Below are 14,220 nucleotides of genomic sequence, written 5' to 3'. Positions count from 1 at the left end.
CGCGAACCACGCAAAAAAGTCTGAACGCTTCCTCTGGTTAACATATCCTTGTTAATGAATGGGTTAGGTTTTAAGTGGCCCAGCGTGGAGGGGCCGTCAGGCTCTTTTTTTTATGCCGATCTGTTTTTTATAAAACACCGTTTTAATTTCATTTTATTGCGATTTATTTCCGCGTCATGCAGATCTGGATGGAAATGTGATCAAAGTCGAAACGATGTTTCAAAAAGGTGAGGTGGTAAGCATTTTAGGCGTTTGTGAGGGGCTGAAAAGTATGAAATATCAGCGTAAGCGAGGCGGAGAATATTATTATCAGGATAATGATTTTGCCGGTATATTTTATTCGAAGGTACAGGTAGATAACCGGGGGCGGCAAGCGCCCCCCGACATGGATTAACCCTGGAGGAAATCTTCGCGGATGGGGGTAAAGGTATCGAGCAGCGTGCCGGGCTGCAGACAGACGCAGCCGTGCATGATCCCCGGCTGCTTGTACAGCGTATCGCCAGCGCTGACGACGCGCGTCTCCTCGCCGATGGTGAATTCGAACTCGCCGGAGAGCACGTAGGTGAGCTGTTCGTGAGGGTGGTTATGCATTGGGCCGACGGCGCCGGCGGCAAAATTTACCTCCACGGCCATCATTTTGCCGTCATGGGCCAGAATGCGGCGGGTTACGCCATTGCCAAGGTCTTCAAGGGTGGTGTCTTTATGGAAAATAAACATCTGCCGATCCTGTTGTTAAAATGAAACATTGTTTCACTTAAGTTATCTCACTCTTCATGAAAAAGAAATACGCGGCCAGAGAAGTGGAAAGTTGATCACAAGTTTGTTTCACTGGCAGAAACAACATAAGGAGCAAAAGATGAAAACCATTGGCCTGTTAGGCGGCATGAGCTGGGAGTCAACGATCCCTTACTATCGCCTGATTAATGAAGGCGTGAAGGTGCGACTGGGCGGGCTGCACTCCGCCAGACTGGTGTTGCATAGCGTCGATTTTCACGAGATTGAAGCCTGTCAGTCCACCGGCGACTGGGATCGCGCCGGCGCGATCCTTGCCGACGCCGCGGTTGGGCTGCAGCAGGCGGGCGCCGAGGGCATTGTCCTGTGCACTAACACCATGCACAAGGTGGCGGATGCCATCGCCGCCCGCTGCCAGGTTCCCTTTCTGCATATCGCCGACGCCACCGGAAGGGCGATTGCCGCCAAGGGCCAGCGGCGGGTCGCGCTGCTGGGCACCCGCTATACCATGGAGCAGACCTTTTACCGGGGTCGTCTGCAGGCGCAGTTTGCCATCGAGACGCTGATCCCCGAGGCCGACGATCGGGCGCGGATCAATCAGATCATTTTCGACGAACTCTGTCTCGGCACCTTCAGCGAGGCGTCGCGGGATTATTATCTGCAGGTGATTGCCGCCCTGGCGGAGCAGGGGGCGGAAGGGGTTATTTTCGGCTGCACGGAAATTGGCCTGCTGGTGCCTGCCGAGCTCAGCCCGCTGCCGGTCTTTGACACCGCGGCGATCCACGCTGAGGACGCGGTCAACTTTATGCTCTCTGCAGAACCGACGCCAGCGGCGTGAGGATCTGCGGCAGACTCTGCTGCAGGTGCGTCACGAAGGCGTCGACCAGCGCCGATCGCGGGCGATGGAGCGGGCGGATCAGGCTGACGGTAAACGGCACTTCGACGCTGAAGCGGCGCACCACCACGCCGCTATCGGCATAGTCCAGGGCGGTCAGCGGGTTAACCACCGAGATCCCGGCGCCGGCGCGCACCATGGCGCAGATCGAGGCCGCGCTGTGGGTTTCGACCACCATCCGCCGCTTGACCTGATGCTCAAGGAACAGGGCGTCGAGCAGCTGGCGATAGCTGTCGGTGCGCGACAGGCTGATGTAGTTCTCGCCCTGAAAATCGGCGGGGGTCAGCGTCGTCTGCGCCGCCAGCGGATGGCCGGCGGGCAGCACGCAGACTTCATTCAACGTCAGCAGCGGGGTGCGTTCAGTGCCCGCGGGGGTATGCAGGGTCTCCGTCAGGCCAAGGTCATGGCGCTGGGCGGAGAGCCATTCCTCCAGCAGCGGCGACTCCTGGGGGACGATCTGCAGGCTGACCTCCGGGTAGCGGGCGAGGAACGGCGGCAACAGCAGCGGCAGAAAGGACTGGGAAAAGACCGGCAGACAGGCTATCGACAGCTCGCCCTGGCGGAACTCGCGCAGGCTCTCGGCGGCGCTGACGATGCGGTCCAGGCCGTACCAGGAACGCTGAACCTCCTCAAACAGGCGCAGGCCCTGCACGGTTGGCTGCAGGCGACCGCGGGTCCGTTCAAACAGCCGCAGGCCGAGCACCTTCTCAAAGCGCGCCAGCTCGCGGCTGACGGTGGGCTGGGAGGTATGCAGCATCCGCGCGGCTTCGGTCAGGTTGCCGGTGGTCATCACCGCATGAAAGATTTCGATATGACGCAAATTGACGGCTGGCATGCGGTCTCCCTGAGGCTCGGCTGGAACTATATCATTTTTGCATAGAGTCGCGATAAAACGATATTTTTTATTCGTCCGGCGCTGTGGCGTAATCAGAAAAAACAGCGACCAACACACGCACTACACCGGAGTTCTTATGCCACACTCGCTTTACGCCACCGATACCGATCTGACCGCGGACAACCTGCTGCGCCTGCCGGCGGAATTTGGCTGCCCGGTCTGGGTCTATGATGCGCAGATTATTCGCCGCCAGATTGCCCAGCTCAGCCAGTTTGACGTGGTGCGTTTTGCGCAAAAAGCCTGCTCTAACATCCATATTCTGCGTCTGATGCGCGAGCAGGGGGTGAAGGTGGACTCGGTGTCGCTGGGGGAGATCGAGCGTGCGCTGGCGGCGGGCTACGATCCGCAGCAGAATCCAGAGGATATTGTCTTCACCGCCGATCTGATCGACGAGGCCACCCTCGATCGCGTCAAGGCGTTACAGATCCCGGTGAACGCCGGCTCGATCGACATGCTGAGCCAGCTGGGTGAAGTGTCGCCGGGCCATCGCGTCTGGCTGCGCGTCAACCCGGGCTTTGGCCACGGCCACAGCCAGAAAACCAATACCGGCGGTGAGAACAGCAAGCATGGCATCTGGTACAGCCACCTGCCGGCGGCGCTGGAAGTGATGCGTCGCTATCAGCTGCAGCTGGTGGGGATCCATATGCATATCGGCTCTGGCGTCGACTATGGTCACCTGGAGCAGGTGTGCGGCGCGATGGTGCGCCAGGTTGTCGACTTTGGTCAGGATCTGCAGGCCATCTCCGCCGGCGGCGGCCTGTCTATTCCTTACCGCGAGAGCGAAGAGGCCATCGACACCGCTCACTATTATGGTCTGTGGAACCGCGCCCGGGAGCAGATCGCCACCCATCTGGGTCACCCGGTGAAACTGGAGATTGAACCCGGACGCTTCCTGGTGGCCGAGTCCGGCGTGCTGGTGTCGCAGGTGCGCAGCGTGAAAGAGATGGGCAGCCGCCACTTCGTGCTGATTGACGCTGGCTTTAACGACCTGATGCGCCCGGCAATGTACGGCAGCTATCATCATATCACCGCTCTGGCGGCGGATGGCCGCGATCTCAGCGCCGCGCCGCAGGTTGAGACCGTGGTGGCCGGGCCGCTGTGCGAGTCCGGGGACGTCTTTACCCAGCAGGAAGGGGGGAAAGTCGAGACCCGTCTGCTGCCGGCGGTGGCCCCAGGGGATTATCTGGTGCTCCATGACACTGGCGCCTACGGGGCTTCGATGTCATCCAACTATAACAGCCGTCCGCTGCTGCCGGAGGTGCTGTTTGATGGCGGCAAGGCGCGGCTGATCCGCCGTCGCCAGACCATCCAGGAGCTGCTGGCCTTAGAGCTTATTTAAAAAAAGGTCCCGTCGTCACCGACTCACGCAACACCAGCGTGCCGGTGAACGGCGGGATCGTTTCGATCGGCTGCTGGTTAGCAAGCTTGATCGCCTGATCGATAGCCGTGGTGATCATGTTGTCGATCGGCAGATAGACCGTCGACAGCCCCGGCTCCAGCCATTTCGCGCTTGGCGCATCGTCGAAGCCAAACAGCGACACATCCTGCGGAATACGCAGCCCCGCCTGATGCAGCGCCTTAGACGCCCCCAGCGCCATATCATCGTTACAGGAAAACAGCGCGCTGAAGCGGGCTTTCTCGTCCAGCAGTTCCCGGCACAGCTCGTAGCCGCGGGTCATCGTCGAGTCCCCGTATTTCACCCGGCTCGGATCCCACTCAATACCATGTTTTATCAGCGCGTTGCGATAGCCCTGCAGGCGCGCCTGGCCGGTGGGGGTGTGCATCGGGACGGTGATGCAGGCAATATCGCGGTGGCCCTGGGTAATCAGATACTCCACGGCCTGGAAGGCGGCTTCCTGCTGTTCGAAGAACACGCAGCGTTCGCGGGCCTGCGCCACATCACGGTTAATCACCACCAGCGGCATGGCGATCGAGTTAATCAGCGACATGATCGCCTTCTCGCTCATATGCCGGGTATAGAGGATGATCGCATCGCACTGCCGGTCGGCGAGCATCTGCACCGCTTCCTCTTCGCGCTCCGGCGTATCATGGCCGTCGGTGACGATAAGCTGTTTTCCCCAGGCTTCGGTCTGGCGTGACGCCTGCTGCAGCAGACGGCCAAAGTAGAAGCCGTCAAAGGTGGAGACGACCAGCCCGATACTGTTGCTGGTCTGATTGGCCAGCGAGCGGGCAAGGAAATTCGGCCGATAGCCCAGCTCTTCCATCGCTTTAAAGACCTGTTGGCGGGTGCTCTCTTTCACCTGACCTGTGCCGTTCAACACGCGGGAAACCGTCGCTTTCGAGACGCCTGCGCGAATTGAGACATCCAGCATTGTAGCCATTCATCGATTCCTGATTTCACGTGGTAAGGCGCAGTTTATCACAGACCGAAAAGGGACATATCGACGGGGCGGGGCGGAAAAACCATCGCGATCACGCTTTTAGCAGGAACTGACCAACCGGCGCTATCTGGTATGCCAATAGCTTTTGTTATCGATATTTGGGATACCACACAGCGGGTTGCGAGCGCTGTCACAGAACAATTTTTGCCTGGAAACTATGTTTTGGTATGCCAAAAGTCTCTGGCTGTCCACCTGGCCGCAATAAGCCCTTTACTCTGAGGTACTCTTTTATGGCATTACAGGACAAACTGATCGACGCGCTGGGGCGTTTCGCGACGACATTCAACAGCTATCGCTACATTATGGCGATCAAATCGGCGTTTATTACCCTGATGCCGGTGATCATCGTCGGGGCCTTTTCGGTACTGATCTCCAATATGGTGCTGGATCCAAAGAATGGGCTCGCCAGCTTTTCCTCGCTCTCCTTTCTCGCTGCGCTGAAGCCGATCACCAGCGCGCTGAACTACGCCACGCTCAACTTCCTCAATATCGGCGCCGTGTTTCTGATCGGCATTGAGCTGGGGCGGATCAACGGCATCAAAAGCCTGTTTCCCGGCCTGCTGGCGGTGATCTGCTTTATCTGCGTCACGCCGACCACGGTAGAGATGATGGTCGATGGCCAGATGCACGTGGTGAAAGATGTCCTGCTGCGTCAGTTCTCCGACACCCGCAGCCTGTTCCTCGGGATGTTCATCGCCATTCTGTCGGTCGAGATTTACTGCTGGCTGGAGGGGCGCAAGGGACTGAAGATCAAGATGCCGGATACCGTGCCGCCGAACGTCTCTGCCTCTTTTTCGGCGCTGATCCCGGCGATCATCACCACCACCGCGATCGCCACCTTTGGTTTTCTCTTCCACCAGCTGACGGGAATGTATCTCTACGATGCGGTCTACCAGGTGGTGCAGCAGCCGCTGGAGCGGGTGGTGCAGAGCCTGCCGGGGATCCTGCTGCTGATGTTCGTCGCCCAGCTGTTCTGGGTGATCGGTATTCACGGCAACCAGATGATCAAGCCGATCCGCGAGCCGCTGCTGCTGGGGGCGATCACCGTCAATATGAGCGCCTTTGAGCAGGGGAAAGAGGTACCGAACATCATCACCATGCCCTTCTGGGATGTTTACATGAGCATCGGCGGCTCGGGGCTGACCATCGGCCTGCTGATTGCGGTGATGATCGCCACCAGGCGCAAAGAGATGAAAGAGATCGCCAAGCTGTCGATAGGCCCGGGGCTGTTCAATATTAACGAGCCGGTGATCTTCGGGATGCCGATCATGCTCAACCCGATCCTCGCCATCCCGTTTATCATCACCCCGCTGGTGACCGGCAGCATCGGCTATTTCGCCACCCTGACCGGCTTCGCCGGCAAGGCGGTGGTGATGGTGCCCTGGACCACGCCGCCGCTGATCAACGCCTGGCTCTCCACCGCCGGCTCGATGGGGGCGGTGGTCACCCAGCTGATCTGCATCGTGGCCGCGGTGCTTATCTATCTGCCTTTCGTCAAAATCGCCTCCCGCCGTGCCGATGCCGCGCAGCGTCAGGCAGACAATCAACAGACCGCCAACCCTGTCTGAGGAGCCTATGACTACCGTACGGATGACTATTCCCGATGATTTTATCCTTGGCGCGGCGGCTTCCGCCTGGCAGACCGAGGGCTGGAGCGGGAAAAAACCGGGGCAGGACTCCTGGCCCGATCTCTGGTACAAAAACGACCGTCACGTCTGGCATAACGGCTATGGCCCGGCGGTGGCTACCGATTTTATCAACCGCTTTCAGGAAGATGTGCAGCTGATGAAGCTGGCCGGGCTGACCCACTACCGCACTTCGATCAACTGGTCGCGCTTTCTGACCGACTATGAAAACGTCACGGTGGATGAGGAGTATGCGGCCTATTACGACCAGCTGTTCGATGCGCTGCTGGCCAACGGCATCACGCCGATGATCTGCCTTGAGCATTACGAATTACCGGGCTATCTGCTGGAAAAGTATGGCGGCTGGGGGTCGAAAACGGTGGTCGAGCTGTTTGTGCGCTACGCGGAGCAGGTTTTTGCCCGCTACCACCCGAAGGTGACCCGCTGGTTTACCTTTAATGAGCCGATCGTGGTGCAGACCCGGGTCTATCTTGATGCCCTGCGCTGGCCCTATGAGCAGAACACCAGCACCTGGATGCAGTGGAACTACCATAAGGTGCTGGCGACCGCTTGCGTCGTGAAGCGATTTCGCGAGCTAGGCTATCCCGGGACCGTCGGCTGCATCCTCAATCCGGAGGTGACCTACCCGCGCTCCCGCGCCCCGCATGACCTGCGCGCGGCGGAGATCTACGATCTGTTCTATAACCGTATGTTTCTCGACCCGCTGGTGCACGGGGTCTGGCCGCCGGCGCTTCTCGCGCTGCTTGAGCAGCATCAGGTGACGTGGGAGGCCAGCGCGGAGGATCTGGCGATTATCCGCGAGCACACCGTCGATGAGCTGGGGATTAACCTTTACTATCCGCACCGGGTCAAAGCCCCGTCGCGGGCCTGGCATCCGCATACCCCGTTCCATCCGGCCTGGTATTATGAGCCGTTTGAGCTGCCCGGTCGGCGGATGAACGCCTCCCGCGGCTGGGAAATCTACCCGCAAATCATCTTTGATATGGCGATGCGGATAAAAAATGACTATCGCAACATTCCCTGGTTCGTGGCGGAGAGCGGGATGGGGGTGGAAAACGAAGGCCAGTTCCGTAACCGCGAAGGCGCCATTGACGACAGCTATCGCATTCGTTTTATCAGCGAACATCTGTGGCACACCCTGCGCGCCCGCGAGGCAGGGGCCAACTGCCAGGGCTATATGCTGTGGGCGTTTACCGACAACGTGTCGCCGATGAACGCCTTTAAAAACCGCTACGGGCTTATCGAAATCGACCTGCAAAACCATCGCGCCCGGCGACCCAAAGCCTCGGCGCACTGGTTTCGTCAGCTCGGCGAACGGCGTGAACTGGTGCTGGATATCGATGATGAATACCGCTAGCCGGGGGCAATATTTGCTAAGATAGCGCCGTGTTTGACTCGCAGGCATGTAACGCACAGGTGATTTTGTGGAAAAAGCGATAATTCCGCCGGAAAAGAAGCCCTATCAGGAGATTGGTGATGACCTGCGCGCCCAGATCGCGCAGGGGCGCTACCCGGTCGGGTCGCGCTTGCCGCCGGAACGCCATATTGCCGAAACCTATGGCGTCAGCCGGACCATCGTGCGCGAAGCGCTGCTGATGCTGGAGCTGCAGGGGACGGTGGATATCCGTCAGGGATCCGGGGTGTACGTCATGCGTATCCCGCACGAAAACGACAGCGAAGAAGAGCAGCTGCTCAGCAGCGACGTTGGTCCGTTTGAAATTCTCCAGGCGCGCCAGCTGCTGGAGAGCAATATCGCCGCCTTTGCCGCGAAAATGGCCACCCGCGCCGATATCGATAATCTGAAGCGGATTATCGAGCAAGAGCAGCGGGCAATCGCCCTCAACGACACCGCCCAGGATAACGCTCGTCTGTTCCATCTGGTACTGGCCGGGGCGACGCAGAACCAGATGCTGTTAGCGACGGTGGAGCGGATCTGGCTGCAGATGGACAGCAGCCCGCTGTGGCAGCAGTTCAATGTGCATATTGCCAGCCGCGCCTGGCGGCTGAAGTGGCTCGGCGACCGGCAGACCCTGCTTGCCGCGCTGCGCCGTCGCGATGTGATGGGCGCCTGGCAGGCGATGTGGCAGCATCTGGAAAACGTTAAAAACAGTCTGCTGGAGCTGTCCGATGAAGACGCCCCGGACTTTGACGGCTATCTGTTCGACTCGGTGCCGATTTTTCAGGGGAAGCTGGTATGACGATCCTGCCGCTATATGCCGCTCCGCAGTTCGCCCGGGAGGTGACCGACTGGCTGTGGCAGGCCTTTGGCGGCGAGGCGCTGCCGCGGGAGTTTTTCGCCAGCATTGTGCAGCATAGCCAGACGGCGGAGGCGCTGCCGCTGACCTTTATTGCCGTGGAAGGGGAGCAATTGCTGGGAACGATTGGCCTCTGGCGCTGCGATTTGATCAGCCGCCAGGATCTGTTTCCCTGGCTGGCGGCGCTGTACGTCGCGCCCGCCGCTCGCGGTCAGGGGCTGGCCGGACAGCTGCAGCGGCATGTGATCGATTATGCCCGCCGCGCGGGCTATCGGGAGCTTTATCTCTACTCCGCCTGCCGCGATTTTTATGAACGCTTCGGCTGGCGCTACATCGGCGAGGGGCTGGATTACCCGGCCACCGCCGTGCATCTCTATCGCTACGACTTATCGCCTTCCTGCGGGGCCACCACCGAATGACGGCGTACCAGCGTCGGGCTGAACAGGTGGGTGATCTCCGGCGCCGGGCGCTGCTCCGCCAGGGCTAAGGCCAGCTCGGCCGCCTGGGTCGCCATCGTGACGATCGGGTAGCGGACGGTGGTCAGCCGCGGGCGAACATAGCGCGAAATCAGGACATCGTCGAAGCCGATCAACGAAATTTCCCGCGGGACGTCGATGCCGTTGTCGTTCAGCACCCCCATCGCGCCGGCGGCCATCGAGTCGTTATAGCAGGCGACGGCGCTAAAGTGGCGGCCGCGGCCAAGCAGTTCGGTCATCGCCTGTTCGCCGCCGCTTTCATCCGGCTCGGCGAACGTGACCAGCCGGTCGTTGCACGGCAGGCCGCTCTCCTCCAGCGCCGCGTAGTACCCCTGCAGGCGATCTTCCGCATCAGAGATATCGTGGTTTGAGCACAGGTAGCCGATACGCGTGTGCCCCTGCTGGATCAGATGGCGGGTCGCCAGCCAGGCGCCGTAGCGATCGTCCAGCGCCACGCAGCGCGTTTCATATCCGGGCAGGATGCGGTTGATCAGCACCATGCCGGGGATCTGCTTCATCAGCCCGGCGAGTTCCTCATCGGGGATCATTTTGGCATGCACCACCAGCGCCGCGCAGCGGTGACGGATCAGCTGCTCTATCGCCTGGCGCTCCTTCTGCACGTTGTGGTAGCCATTGCCAATCAGCAAAAAGTTGCCGGTGCGATAGGCCACCTGTTCGACGGCTTTGACCATCGCGCCGAAGAAGGGGTCGGAGACATCGCCCACCACCAGGCCGACGGTTTCCGTGGACTGCTGGGCCAGCGCCCGGGCGTTCGCATTGGGATGATAGTTGAGGGTTTCCATCGCCGCACCCACGGACTGACGCGAGGCTTCGCTGGCTTTGGGAGAGTTGTTGATGACGCGGGAGACGGTAGCGACGGAGACTCCTGCGAGTCGGGCTACATCCTTAATTGTCGCCATACCATGCCTTTTATAGGGTAAGCGTTTACATACTGCTATGTTACGGGAAAGAGCGGCAGATTCAAGGCGCGGCGGCGAAGGAATGGCGCAAATGTGATTCAGAGCGGGCTTATCGGTGACCTGTTTACATTGACGCTATCAGTAATTGAAACCGGCTCGGGGAAATACAAACCTTTGCTTACACTTTGCGATGCGCTGTTGCGAATGTTCGCTGGTTTGTCCGCCGAGCAGGTTGATATTCTGGCTATCCCAGAGGTATTGATAGGTGGAGTCAACGTCATGTTGACCACTTTACTTACACCAGCCTGCGCAGATGCGCAGGTTTTTTTTTGCCCGTCGCCGACGTTGTTACAGATAGCGAAAATCGTAATAACTGGTTGCACTTAGGCTCACTCCCTTGCGTTTTCCCGCTGGCCCGAAGCGGGCGAAAAACGCGACAATCGAGATCCCAGAGGTATTGATAGGTGAGTTTCTCAGGTACGCTCTTCGTACTGGACGTTTTACACCAGCCTGCGCGGATGCGCAGGTTTTTTTTATTCTGAAAATCCCCCCGCTGCACTGCTTTCCCACGCCTTCTCGTGTAACCTGCTTTGACTCATCACCGGTCACATGGAGTTGTTATGCTTTTGGGATTTTTCAGACTGCTGTTCAAGGGGTTATACCGGGTCAGCCTGACCGGCGACACGCAGGCTTTGCACCAGCAAAAAGTCTTAATTACCCCGAACCACGTCTCGTTCCTCGACGGCATTCTGCTGGCGCTATTTTTGCCGGTCCGACCGGTTTTTGCCGTCTATACCTCAATCAGCCAGCGCTGGTTTATGCGCGCGCTGACGCCGATTATCAATTTTGTGCCGCTGGACCCGACCAAACCGATGTCGATCAAACATCTGGTGCGCCTGATTGAACAGGGGCGGCCGGTGGTCATCTTCCCGGAAGGGCGAATTTCGGTCAGCGGCTCGCTGATGAAAATTTATGACGGCGCCGCCTTTGTCGCCGCCAAATCGCAGGCGACCATCGTGCCGCTGCGCATTGAAGGCGCTGAATTGACGCCCTTCAGCCGGCTGAAGGGGCTGGTGAAACGTCGCCTGTTCCCGCGTATTCAGCTGCATCTGCTGCCGCCCACCCATCTGCCGATGCCTGAGGCGCCGCGCGCCCGCGACCGGCGCAAAATCGCCGGAGAAATGCTGCATCAGATCATGATGGAAGCCCGGATGGCGGTGCGTCCGCGGGAAACCCTGTATGAGTCGCTGCTGGCGGCGCAGGACCGCTTCGGCGCGCGCAAACCCTGCGTGGAGGATATCAACTTCCAGCCGGATACCTATCGCAAGCTGCTGACCAAAACCCTGTTTGTCGCCCGCATTCTGGAAAAATACAGCCAGCGGGGCGAGAAGATCGGTCTGATGCTGCCCAACGCCGGCATCAGCGCGGCGGTGATTTTCGGCGCGATCGCCCGCGGGCGCATTCCGGCGATGATGAACTATACCGCCGGGGTGAAAGGGCTCAGCAGCGCCATCGCCGCCGCGGAACTCAACACCATTTTTACCTCGCGCACCTTTCTCGATAAAGGCAAGCTCTGGCACCTGCCGGAGCAACTGACTCAGGTGCGCTGGGTGTTCCTGGAAGATCTCAAAGGCGATATCACCCCTGCGGACAAACTGTGGATTTTCGGCCATCTGCTGGCGCCGCGTCTGGCGCAGGTTAAGCAGCAGCCGGAAGACGCGGCGATGATCCTCTTCACCTCCGGCTCGGAGGGCAATCCGAAAGGGGTGGTGCACAGCCATAAAAGTCTGCTGGCCAACGTCGAGCAGATCAAAACCATTGCCGACTTTACCGCTAATGACCGCTTTATGTCGGCGCTGCCGCTGTTCCACTCCTTTGGCCTCACCGTCGGTCTGCTGACGCCGCTGCTTACCGGCGCGGAGGTGTTTCTCTATCCCAGCCCGCTGCACTATCGCGTGGTGCCGGAGCTGGTCTACGATCGCAACTGCACAGTGCTGTTCGGCACCTCGACCTTCCTCGCCAACTATGCCCGCTTCGCTAACCCCTATGATTTCTATCGTCTGCGCTATGTGGTCGCCGGGGCGGAGAAGCTGCAGGAGAGCACCAAACAGCTGTGGCAGGATAAATTCGGCCTGCGCATTCTCGAAGGCTATGGCGTGACCGAGTGCGCCCCGGTGGTCTCGATCAACGTGCCCATGGCGGCGAAGGTCGGCACCGTGGGGCGTATTCTGCCGGGGATGGACGCCCGCCTGCTGGCGATGCCTGGCATTGAGCAAGGGGGGCGGCTGCAGCTGAAAGGGCCGAACATTATGAAAGGCTACCTGCGGGTGGAAAATCCCGGGGTGCTGGAAGCGCCGACGGCGGAAAATCAGCACGGCGAAAAGGAAGCGGGTTGGTATGACACCGGCGATATCGTCACCTTCGACGAGCAGGGCTATGTCCGCATCCAGGGCCGCGCGAAGCGCTTCGCCAAAATCGCTGGCGAAATGATCTCTCTTGAGATGGTGGAGCAGGTGGCCCTCGGCGCATCGCCGGACAAAATGCACGCCACGGCGATTAAACAGGACGCCAGCAAAGGCGAGGCGCTGGTGCTGTTTACCACCGATAATGAACTGACTCGCGAAGCCCTGCTGCGCTACGCTCGTCAGCACGGCGTACCGGAGCTGGCGGTGCCGCGCGATATACGCTGGCTGAAACAGCTGCCGGTGCTCGGCAGCGGCAAGCCAGACTATGTCACCCTGAAAAACATGGTCGACGAGGCGGAGACAACCCATGAGTGAGTCAGTGCATACTAACCCTTCGCTGTATTCGAAAGGGATGATGGCGGTGATCTGCGCCCAGTTCCTGTCGGCCTTCGGCGACAATGCGCTTCTCTTCGCCACCCTGGCGCTGATGAAGCAGCTTTATTATCCGGAGTGGAGCCAGCCGGTCCTGCAGATGTTGTTTGTGGGCGCTTACATCCTGTTTGCCCCCTTTGTCGGCCAGTTCGCCGACAGCTTTGCCAAAGGCCGGGTGATGATGGTGGCCAACGGCCTGAAGCTGCTCGGCGCCGGCTGCATCTGCTTCGGTGTCAATCCATTTATCGGCTATACGCTGGTGGGGATTGGCGCCGCCGCCTATTCGCCGGCCAAGTATGGCATTCTCGGCGAACTGACCACCGGCGATAAGTTAGTGAAGGCTAACGGACTGATGGAGTCCTCGACCATCGCGGCGATCCTGCTGGGCTCCATGGCCGGCGGGATCCTCGCCGACTGGCACGTGCTGGCGGCGCTGATCGTCTGCGCGCTGGTCTACGGCGGGGCGGTGGTGGCTAACCTGTGGATACCCAGGCTGCCGGCGGCGCGTCCGGGGCAGTCATGGCGTTTTAAGCCGATGACGCACAGCTTCTTCAGCGCCTGCCGCACGCTGTGGCGCAACGGCGAAACCCGCTTTTCGCTGATGGGCACCAGCCTGTTCTGGGGCGCTGGCGTGACCCTGCGCTTCCTGCTGGTGATCTGGGTGCCGGTAGCGCTGGGCATTACCAGCAACGCCATGCCCACCTATCTTAATGCGATGGTGGCGGTGGGGATTGTGCTGGGGGCCGGGGTGGCGGCGAAGCTGGTGACTCTGGAGACGGTGTCGCGCTGTATGCCGGCCGGGATATTGATCGGTGTTGCGGTAATGGCGTTTGCGGTGCAGCAGTCGCTGCTGCCGGCGTTCGGACTGCTACTGCTGCTCGGGGTGTTCGGCGGCTTCTTTATCGTGCCGCTGAATGCGCTGCTGCAGGAGCGCGGGAAACACTCGGTCGGGGCGGGTAACGCGATTGCGGTACAGAACCTGGGCGAAAACGTGGCGATGCTGCTGATGCTGGGGCTCTATTCCCTGGCGGTGAGCGTGGGCGTTCCGCCGGTCGCCGTGGGGATAGGTTTTGGCGCGGTGTTTGCCGTGGCCATCGCCGCGCTGTGGGTCTGGGGGCGGCGTAAATAACTTCTCGTCGCGGTTGACTCGAAATCGTAACCC

Annotated in this window: 13 protein-coding genes; 9 read left to right on the top strand and 4 right to left on the bottom strand. The window is 59.9% G+C overall.

All coding sequences use genetic code 11. The features are described from left to right. Positions 1-196: 196 nt before the first annotated feature. The gene (locus tag ACOI7Z_RS12255; protein WP_048335229.1) at positions 197-394 is read left to right on the top strand and encodes a hypothetical protein; all 198 of its coding nucleotides are present in this window, start codon (positions 197-199) and stop codon (positions 392-394) included. Here the strand turns inward: ACOI7Z_RS12255 and ACOI7Z_RS12250 are convergent. Further along, positions 391-717, bottom strand: a complete 327-nt coding sequence (locus ACOI7Z_RS12250; RefSeq protein ID WP_023290912.1) for a cupin domain-containing protein — start codon at positions 715-717, stop codon at positions 391-393. The two genes, ACOI7Z_RS12255 and ACOI7Z_RS12250, sit on opposite strands and share 4 nt — an antisense overlap. A 139-nt stretch (positions 718-856) precedes the next feature. Here ACOI7Z_RS12250 and ACOI7Z_RS12245 point away from each other — a divergent pair, with 139 nt between their 5' ends. Continuing rightward, entirely contained in the window at positions 857-1,570 is a 714-nt protein-coding gene (locus ACOI7Z_RS12245) for an aspartate/glutamate racemase (protein ID WP_087849661.1), read from the top strand. On the opposite strand, the gene ACOI7Z_RS12240 is transcribed toward ACOI7Z_RS12245, so the two are convergent. Continuing rightward, entirely contained in the window at positions 1,536-2,462 is a 927-nt protein-coding gene (locus ACOI7Z_RS12240; RefSeq protein ID WP_023319085.1) for a LysR family transcriptional regulator, read from the bottom strand. The genes ACOI7Z_RS12245 and ACOI7Z_RS12240 overlap by 35 nt on opposite strands. A gap of 136 nt (positions 2,463-2,598) precedes the next feature. Between ACOI7Z_RS12240 and lysA the strand changes: the two genes are divergently transcribed. Next, the gene (lysA, locus tag ACOI7Z_RS12235; RefSeq protein WP_087849660.1) at positions 2,599-3,861 is read left to right on the top strand and encodes a diaminopimelate decarboxylase; all 1,263 of its coding nucleotides are present in this window, start codon (positions 2,599-2,601) and stop codon (positions 3,859-3,861) included. On the opposite strand, the gene ACOI7Z_RS12230 is transcribed toward lysA, so the two are convergent. Beyond that, positions 3,854-4,855 carry a LacI family DNA-binding transcriptional regulator gene (locus ACOI7Z_RS12230; protein WP_004229436.1) on the bottom strand — a complete coding sequence of 334 codons (1,002 nt, stop codon included), beginning with the start codon at positions 4,853-4,855 and terminating at the stop codon, positions 3,854-3,856. The genes lysA and ACOI7Z_RS12230 overlap by 8 nt on opposite strands. A gap of 299 nt (positions 4,856-5,154) precedes the next feature. Here ACOI7Z_RS12230 and ACOI7Z_RS12225 point away from each other — a divergent pair, with 299 nt between their 5' ends. The 4 genes from ACOI7Z_RS12225 (at position 5,155) to ACOI7Z_RS12210 (ending at position 9,244) form a co-directional block, all read left to right on the top strand. Further along, positions 5,155-6,492 carry a PTS sugar transporter subunit IIC gene (locus tag ACOI7Z_RS12225; protein WP_023290908.1) on the top strand — a complete coding sequence of 446 codons (1,338 nt, stop codon included), beginning with the start codon at positions 5,155-5,157 and terminating at the stop codon, positions 6,490-6,492. Between the two features lie 7 nt (positions 6,493-6,499). Further along, positions 6,500-7,927 (top strand): glycoside hydrolase family 1 protein, encoded by a 1,428-nt coding sequence (locus ACOI7Z_RS12220; RefSeq protein ID WP_023290907.1) that lies wholly within the window; start codon positions 6,500-6,502, stop codon positions 7,925-7,927. Between the two features lie 67 nt (positions 7,928-7,994). Continuing rightward, a complete protein-coding gene (locus ACOI7Z_RS12215; RefSeq protein ID WP_004205433.1) occupies positions 7,995-8,768 on the top strand; it encodes a GntR family transcriptional regulator in 774 nt (257 codons plus the stop codon). Next, entirely contained in the window at positions 8,765-9,244 is a 480-nt protein-coding gene (locus tag ACOI7Z_RS12210) for a GNAT family N-acetyltransferase (protein WP_023290906.1), read from the top strand. The genes ACOI7Z_RS12215 and ACOI7Z_RS12210 overlap by 4 nt, the downstream gene beginning before the upstream one ends. On the opposite strand, the gene galR is transcribed toward ACOI7Z_RS12210, so the two are convergent. Beyond that, positions 9,205-10,221, bottom strand: a complete 1,017-nt coding sequence (galR, locus tag ACOI7Z_RS12205) for an HTH-type transcriptional regulator GalR (RefSeq protein WP_002915981.1) — start codon at positions 10,219-10,221, stop codon at positions 9,205-9,207. The genes ACOI7Z_RS12210 and galR overlap by 40 nt on opposite strands. Positions 10,222-10,841: 620 nt before the next feature. Here galR and aas point away from each other — a divergent pair. Then, complete coding sequence (gene aas, locus ACOI7Z_RS12200) at positions 10,842-13,001, top strand: bifunctional acyl-ACP--phospholipid O-acyltransferase/long-chain-fatty-acid--ACP ligase (protein ID WP_087849659.1); 2,160 nt, start codon at positions 10,842-10,844, stop codon at positions 12,999-13,001. Continuing rightward, entirely contained in the window at positions 12,994-14,187 is a 1,194-nt protein-coding gene (gene lplT / locus ACOI7Z_RS12195; RefSeq protein ID WP_087849658.1) for a lysophospholipid transporter LplT, read from the top strand. The genes aas and lplT overlap by 8 nt, the downstream gene beginning before the upstream one ends. Positions 14,188-14,220 lie beyond the last annotated feature (33 nt).

This window comes from Klebsiella sp. C283, assembly GCF_048822555.1.
GTDB lineage: Bacteria > Pseudomonadota > Gammaproteobacteria > Enterobacterales > Enterobacteriaceae > Klebsiella > Klebsiella quasipneumoniae.
Note: the sequence above shows the minus strand (reverse complement) of the source record. Positions and strands in the feature narration are given on the sequence as shown.

Excerpts from the sequence above, each read along its gene's own strand:
- ACOI7Z_RS12250 (WP_023290912.1), bottom strand. The coding sequence starts at position 717 with ATGTTTATTTTCCATAAAGACACCACCCTTGAAGACCTTGGCAATGGC.
- ACOI7Z_RS12245 (WP_087849661.1), top strand. The coding sequence starts at position 857 with ATGAAAACCATTGGCCTGTTAGGCGGCATGAGCTGGGAGTCAACGATC.
- ACOI7Z_RS12240 (WP_023319085.1), bottom strand. The coding sequence starts at position 2,462 with ATGCCAGCCGTCAATTTGCGTCATATCGAAATCTTTCATGCGGTGATG.
- lysA (WP_087849660.1), top strand. The coding sequence starts at position 2,599 with ATGCCACACTCGCTTTACGCCACCGATACCGATCTGACCGCGGACAAC.
- ACOI7Z_RS12230 (WP_004229436.1), bottom strand. The coding sequence starts at position 4,855 with ATGCTGGATGTCTCAATTCGCGCAGGCGTCTCGAAAGCGACGGTTTCC.
- ACOI7Z_RS12225 (WP_023290908.1), top strand. The coding sequence starts at position 5,155 with ATGGCATTACAGGACAAACTGATCGACGCGCTGGGGCGTTTCGCGACG.
- ACOI7Z_RS12220 (WP_023290907.1), top strand. The coding sequence starts at position 6,500 with ATGACTACCGTACGGATGACTATTCCCGATGATTTTATCCTTGGCGCG.
- ACOI7Z_RS12210 (WP_023290906.1), top strand. The coding sequence starts at position 8,765 with ATGACGATCCTGCCGCTATATGCCGCTCCGCAGTTCGCCCGGGAGGTG.
- galR (WP_002915981.1), bottom strand. The coding sequence starts at position 10,221 with ATGGCGACAATTAAGGATGTAGCCCGACTCGCAGGAGTCTCCGTCGCT.
- aas (WP_087849659.1), top strand. The coding sequence starts at position 10,842 with ATGCTTTTGGGATTTTTCAGACTGCTGTTCAAGGGGTTATACCGGGTC.
- lplT (WP_087849658.1), top strand. The coding sequence starts at position 12,994 with ATGAGTGAGTCAGTGCATACTAACCCTTCGCTGTATTCGAAAGGGATG.